The sequence below is a fragment of the Priestia sp. KCTC 13724 genome (genome assembly GCF_056820425.1).
This window is the reverse complement of sequence record NZ_JBXDLD010000137.1, coordinates 1-6,709: the sequence shown is the minus strand read 5'-3', so window position 1 is coordinate 6,709 and position 6,709 is coordinate 1. Positions and strand designations below refer to the sequence as shown.

The following is a 6,709-nucleotide window of genomic DNA, read 5'->3' as shown; positions in this document are numbered from 1 at the left end:
AAAAATGAGAACATGAAAATTGGGTCCTTGTATGTTTCTTTAGATAGGTTTTATGAAATTGATTCAATTACTATCCTAATAACTGAAGGTGAATATATGGATCAAGAAAGGCTATATGAACAGCTATTTTCAATGTCGTTAACACCCATGCTTATCATAGATCTTAATGGAGAAGTTCAAGCTTTAAATGATGCTTGTGCACATCTATTTAAGAAGGAGAAAAAGCAACTTCTTTCTTCCAATGTTTTTCAGCATAGTAGTCAGTTTTTAATTAAAAAAGCTGATATTGCTCCTCTCCATAGTCATGAAGAAGAAGTGGTTGTGTTAAACAAGCAAATAAACCAACAAGTACCCGTACATATTCATATTCAGAGAATGAAAGAGCAGCCGCATCTTCTTGTTGTGCAGTGGAAAGAATTTTCTTCTAGTTTTGAAAAACAAGAGGAAGTTATTCGGAAAATGAAGCAGTACAAACAGTTTGTAAAGCAGAGTCAAGATGCTTTTATTGTCACCCAAGAAGGAAAGATTCAGTACATTAACCCCGCTGGTGTGGGCATGCTTGGAGGAACTAAAAAAGAGGACTATCTAGGACGATATTGGCTTCATTTTATTCATCCAGAACATCTAGAAATCGTTAAAAAACGAATGAATCAGCTGATGAAAGGAATGTCTATTCGTCCTCGTGCAGAAGTGAAGTTATTGACTAAGCGTGGAGTTGTGAGTATTGAATCTTCCGAAACGAAAATTAAATTTAAAGGCGAGGATGCTATTCAGTATATTATTCGTGATGTAACGGATCGGAAGAAGTATGATGAAATGGCAAGTAAATCTGAAAAACTCATGATGGTGAGCAAGCTAGCAGCGGGCGTAGCGCATGAAATAAGAAATCCATTGACTGCAGTTAAAGGGTTTGTGCAGCTATTAAATGCATCTCAGCAATATAATAAATCTTATCATGATATTATGCTAGAAGAGCTGAATCGCGTTGAATCAATTATCCAAGAATTTTTAACGTTAGCAAAACCTAAAAGTGAGCATCCTTTTAAGAAAAAGAGCCTTCACCAAATTTTAAGTCATGTAACGTTATTGCTTACTACTCATGCAAACTATAAGAATAGTGAAATCAAAAGCTTTCTCGAAGGGGATATTGAAATTCTCTGTGAAGAAAATGCATTAAAGCAAGTATTCATAAATCTTATTCAAAATTCATTGGAATCGATGGATAAAGGCGTGGTAACGGTTAGAACAGAAAAACGAAATGGATATGGCGTAGTAACAATTGAAGATCAGGGTTGCGGAATAGACGAACAATCATTAGCTCGTTTAGGAGAACCGTTCTTTTCTACAAAGCAAACGGGAACGGGTTTAGGGCTAATGGTTAGCTATCAAATTATTGAACAACATCAGGGGCATATTTCATTTACAAGTCAAATAGGAGTGGGCACAAAAGTTGAAATTGCGATTCCGCATGTAAAAGAGCCAGTGAATGTATAGTAGCAGTACTATTTATTCGCTGGTTTTTTTATTTGTGCGTAAAAGGCGAATGTTATATTTTTAATTTTTTATAATGTTCGTGTTTATTGTTGACGCAAGCGTTTTTGTCTGATATAGTATCAAATGGCTAGAATATAACCGAATAATAAATAAAAAACGGTTGATGAAAAATAAAAAGGTTAACGGGGGAATGTATCGATGAATCAAAACTATGATGTAATTGTTGTAGGAGCAGGCCCAGCTGGAATTTTTACTTGTTATGAATTAACGCTAAAACTACCTGAAGCAAAAGTGTTGTTAATTGATAAAGGACACGATATTTACCGAAGAAATTGTCCGATTCTTCAGAAAAAAATTGTGAAATGTCCGCCGGCGAATAATAAAAAAGATTTTGCAGGCTGTTTGCCCGCTTGTTCAATTACCAATGGATTTGGTGGAGCAGGCGCATATTCAGATGGGAAATTCAATATTACAAGTGAATTTGGGGGATGGATGACGGATTATCTCCCTGAATCACAGGTGGTAGATTTAATTAAATACGTAGATGAAATTAACTTAAAGCACGGGGCAACAGATTCGATTACAGACCCGTTAACTGATAAAGTACGTGAAATTGAAAAACGGGGCTACGCAGCAGGCTTAAAACTACTGCGTGCGCAAGTTCGTCACTTAGGGACGGAACAAAATTTAGAAATTTTGAAAAGCATTTATGAATATTTAAAAGAACGCATCGACATGCAGTATAAAACAGAAGTTGCTGATTTTGTTACAGAGAAAATTGATGGGAAGCACATTGTACGCGGAATTGAGCTTAAAAATGGGGAAATGCTAACTGCTGATAAAGTGGTAGTATCTCCAGGGCGAGATGGTTCAAAATGGCTGACTGACTTATTAAAAAAACGTCGATTAAAAATGATTAACAACCAAGTTGATATTGGCGTTCGTGTTGAGACTTCAGATATCGTAATGGAAGAGATTAATAAGCATCTATACGAAGGTAAATTCATTTATAATACATCAGTTGGTACGCGAGTAAGAACGTTCTGTAGCAACCCCTCAGGACATGTAGTTGTTGAGAATCATTCTGGAATCATGCTTGCAAACGGCCACGCTTATAAAGACCCGAAGCTTGGAAGTAAGAATACGAACTTTGCGCTGCTTGTATCTCATAAATTCTCAGAACCGTTTGATCAACCAAATGAATATGCACATGAAGTATCAAGATTAGCAAATATGCTATCAAATGGGGGATTAGTTGTACAGAAGTACGGTGATATTCTAAAAGGTCGTCGCTCCACACCAGCTCGTATTAAAGAAGGTTTCTTAGAGCCAACGTTAAAAGAAGCAGTCCCAGGAGATCTTGGGCTTGTTCTTCCTTACAACACAATGAAGAGTCTAATTGAAATGACGGAAGCATTAGATCATGTAACGCCAGGCTTAGCTTCTGAACACACGCTTTTTTACGGAGTAGAAGCGAAGTTTTACTCTGCACGTCCAAAACTAACGGATCGCTTTGAAACAGAGATTTCAGGCTTATATGTTGGAGGAGACGGAGCCGGCATCACGCGAGGATTAGCTCAGGCAAGTGCTTGTGGCGTATGGGTGGCACGAGATATTGTTGAAAAATTAAAAGATGAAAAAAGAAAAGAACAGCCAGCAATGGTATAAGAAAAGCGGACGCATAGGGTCCGCTTTTTTTATTTACATAATAGCTTTTTTAATATGTTTTAAATAACGGAAGCGAATGAATAAGAAATACACTACTTGAACAGCTCCAAATCCAAGCAGAACGACTGCAGTTTCCTTAACAACTGAGAATTCAAATAAGCCTTGAAGAGCTTTAAACGCAAACACGCTGTGTACAAACGCTACAAGAATGGGAACAAAAAATAATAAAACAAGCTGAGGCGTAATAATTTTATTGAGCTCAGACTTAGTTAAACCAACTTTTGCAATCATTTGATACTGGCGTTTATCATAGTCAAGGTCTGTATACAAACGGAAGTATAAAAAGCTTCCTGCTGCAATGAAGAAGACACAGCCGACTAAAAGTGCCACGAAAAGAGCAGTGCGATACATTTCCATCATCATATTGTAATCATATCCAGCTGATGAGAAATAGAAAGCTGGATCACTCGTATAATTCCTAGTATAAATGCCGTCTTCTCCGTTATATAAACTTAAGCCAATGTCTTTTGTTTCGACCCAATCTTTAGTTGCAAATCCGTAATAGTGAGTTGTTGACGTAGGGTTTTTAATTTGTTTATAAAGCTCATTTGGAATGACGTACAAATCATAGCCGATCATTCCAGAAGAAAAGTAAGGTGCATCAATAATTTTTGTTGCGTTGAATGTTAGATTGCTTTCACTTAAAGTAATGGGTTTCATCTTTTCATCTAAAAACGTATTATAAGTGACTGTGCTCACATAATGACCTTCATTTTCTTTTAACTTAAGTGGTTTTTCACGAGCTGCAATAGCCATCGCATTATAATCAGACAAGGAGATAAGCTCAACTTTTTTATTCGTTTCTTTTCCTGTTTGTTCGATTAACGTTACTTTGATTTCATTATACGATAAGTCGTTTTTATTAAAATCATCTCGAATGGCTTGTACCTGTGCTTTTTCGCTCGGATTTTGATCCGATGATTGATAGACAACGGGAATTTGAGCACGTTCGTCGAATAGCTTTTTTGAGCCTCCCATCGCCGATAAGGTTCCAATTGCACAAAAAGCAACGGTTGATACGATTGTTACCATGAAAAACAGACGAGCGTTATCTTTCATTCTGTAAGCTAAATCTGAAATGGTAATAAGACGAGTATGATTCCAGTAAAAGCGCTTGTTTTTCTTGAACATTTTTAATAAGAAAACACTTAGCTGCGTATAGAAAAAATAAGTTCCCACAATCGTCATAAGGATAACGATAAAAAAGCGATAGCCAATATTATACATGTTTGCTGTCCACGCTAAGTAATAGCCGCCAATTAATAAACCAGCAGCCAGTAATGATAAAATAATAGAGGTTTTAGGTTCAGGCTTTGGTTTTGATGTAGACTGAAACAAATCTAACAGTTTGTTTGTGCGTACAAAAAAGCTTGTGAACAATGAAATAACAAGAAATAAAACGGTAAATGCAGCTATTGTTAAGGCGAGTGCTTCCCAAGGAACTAAAAACGAAAGGGGTTTTTCCATGCCAATAACGTAAGATCCAACCATTAAGTAGAGCTTGCTGAGAAGCATTCCAACAAGAATTCCCATAATGATGGCTGAAAAACCAATGATCATGTTTTCTAAAAAAATCATGGTGTTTAGCTGACGTTTAGACATTCCATGCATAATAAAAATTCCAAATTCACGCTTGCGAGACTTTAAAAATGCGCTGACAGAATACAGGACGAAGAAAAACGAAAATACATAGATAATATATTCAGCCGCCGTCATGCCCTTTTTTGCCATTTCTTTTGTTACACCTTCTGTGACCCCAGGATGAAAAATAAACATTGCATAAAGAAAAAAACGGCTACAGAAAAGGCGCTGCTTAAAAAGTAAGCTGCATACGTACGCTTATTACGCATCACGTTTTTAAATGCGATTTGTCGAAAGCTCATGTGCGTCTCCTCCTAAAACTGATAGCATATCAATAATTTGCTGATAAAAAGCTTGACGATTATTTCCGCGGTAAATTTCGTTATAAAGCTGTCCATCTTTAATGAAAATTACGCGATTGCAATAGCTAGCTGCGTGCGCATCATGAGTAACCATCATCATTGTTGCGCGTTCTTGTTCATTTAAATGCTGCAGGGTTTCCATCACATCTTTAGATGCTTTGGAATCTAAGTTTCCAGTTGGCTCATCAGCCAAGATAAGCTGTGGATGGTGGATAATTGCTCGGGCAATGGCGGCTCGTTGCATTTGTCCGCCTGAAATTTCGTACGTACGCTTTTTTAAGATATGTTCAATGCCGAGTTTACTAGTAATAGCAGCTACTCTCTTGGCCATTTCGGAGCTTTTTACTTTGTCTAAAGCAAGCGGTAAAATAATATTTTCTTCAACAGTTAATGTATCTAATAAATTAAAGTATTGGAAGACAAACCCGAGCTCGCGGCGTCTAAAAAGTGCAATCTCTTTTTTCTTAAGTTGATGAGGATTGCGGTTGTTAATGATTACTTCTCCAGCCGTCGGTGAATCAATGGTAGAAACCATATTGAGCAGGGTTGTTTTCCCGCTTCCGGACGGCCCCATAATGCCAACAAATTCTCCTTTTTCAATTGAAAAGTTAACGCCTTCTAAGGCTTTGTAAGAAACGTTTCCTTCATATACTTTTGTTAAGTTATTGACTTGTAAAATAGGCATAGTCAAACTCCTTTGTAAATGTTTTTTCTTTATAGCCCTATCTTATTGAAATTTGATCTAACGTGCCATGTACTAAGCTTACAGGAATCTTACACTTTTGTAAGAAAGCAAGAGAAGGCTAATCTATATATTAGCCTTCTTGGGTACGAGCGATATTTTGTTGAAAAATTAAGCGTATGGTAGTTCCTTGTCCTTCTTTTGATTCAAGCTCTATCTGATGGTGGAGCTGTTTACAAATTTCTTTTACGAGATAGAGCCCCATCCCTGTAGATTCTTGATATTTCCGACCGTTTTCTCCAGTGAAATAGGGATCGAACACCCGCTTTAGATGTTGTGATGGAATACCTATTCCTTGATCTTTTACTTCTAATATAACCTGTCTACCTCTTTCAAATGCTGAAATGGTGATGCTTTGATTAATTCCAGCAGAATAGCGGACGGCATTAGTAATAAGCTGTGAACAGGCAAAGTGAATCCACTTTTCATCAGAAGCGACGATGTACTGGGGAGGAACGTTAACTGTTGGAAATACGCGGTTTCGAATAAAAAAGCGTTTATAACTCGAAATAAGGCTAGTTACAACTTTATGTAGAGAAACACTTTCCGCTTGAAAATCATGAGTGAAATCATTCAATCTCGATGTATATAATACAGTCTCTAATCCTTTTTGAATTCGCTCCATTTCATCTAGAATGCTCATAAAGATAGGTTCATCTTCATTTTGAATCATAAGGTGAATAACAGATACAGGAGTTTTCATTTGATGAACCCACTGATTCATAAATGTAATCATGCGTGTTGATTAACCAATAAAATCCAAAAAAAGCATACAAAAAAGGGCACCTATCTTGTAGAATGT

Annotated in this window: 6 protein-coding genes; 2 read left to right on the top strand and 4 right to left on the bottom strand. The window is 36.8% G+C overall.

Features of this window, described 5'->3' with window-relative positions; all coding sequences use genetic code 11:
- Window positions 1–12 precede the first annotated feature (12 nt).
- A complete protein-coding gene (locus tag AC1UFB_RS16615; RefSeq protein ID WP_482589519.1) occupies window positions 13–1,494 on the top strand; it encodes an ATP-binding protein in 1,482 nt (493 codons plus the stop codon).
- 198 nt (window positions 1,495–1,692) lie between these two features.
- Window positions 1,693–3,162: an NAD(P)/FAD-dependent oxidoreductase gene (locus AC1UFB_RS16610; RefSeq protein WP_061785107.1), complete on the top strand. Its 1,470-nt coding sequence runs from the start codon at window positions 1,693–1,695 to the stop codon at window positions 3,160–3,162.
- Window positions 3,163–3,195: 33 nt separating this feature from the next.
- Here the strand turns inward: AC1UFB_RS16610 and AC1UFB_RS16605 are convergent, their stop codons facing one another.
- From AC1UFB_RS16605 to AC1UFB_RS16590, 4 genes are all read right to left on the bottom strand, one after another.
- The gene (locus AC1UFB_RS16605) at window positions 3,196–4,953 is read right to left on the bottom strand and encodes an ABC transporter permease (protein ID WP_482589518.1); all 1,758 of its coding nucleotides are present in this window, start codon (window positions 4,951–4,953) and stop codon (window positions 3,196–3,198) included.
- Window positions 4,954–4,961: 8 nt separating this feature from the next.
- Window positions 4,962–5,105, bottom strand: a complete 144-nt coding sequence (locus tag AC1UFB_RS16600; RefSeq protein ID WP_482589517.1) for a hypothetical protein — start codon at window positions 5,103–5,105, stop codon at window positions 4,962–4,964.
- Window positions 5,080–5,850 (bottom strand): ABC transporter ATP-binding protein, encoded by a 771-nt coding sequence (locus tag AC1UFB_RS16595; RefSeq protein WP_482589516.1) that lies wholly within the window; start codon window positions 5,848–5,850, stop codon window positions 5,080–5,082. The genes AC1UFB_RS16600 and AC1UFB_RS16595 overlap by 26 nt, the downstream gene beginning before the upstream one ends.
- A 130-nt stretch (window positions 5,851–5,980) precedes the next feature.
- Window positions 5,981–6,610, bottom strand: coding sequence for an ATP-binding protein (locus tag AC1UFB_RS16590; RefSeq protein WP_482589515.1), 630 nt, complete (start codon window positions 6,608–6,610; stop codon window positions 5,981–5,983).
- Window positions 6,611–6,709: the final 99 nt, after the last annotated feature.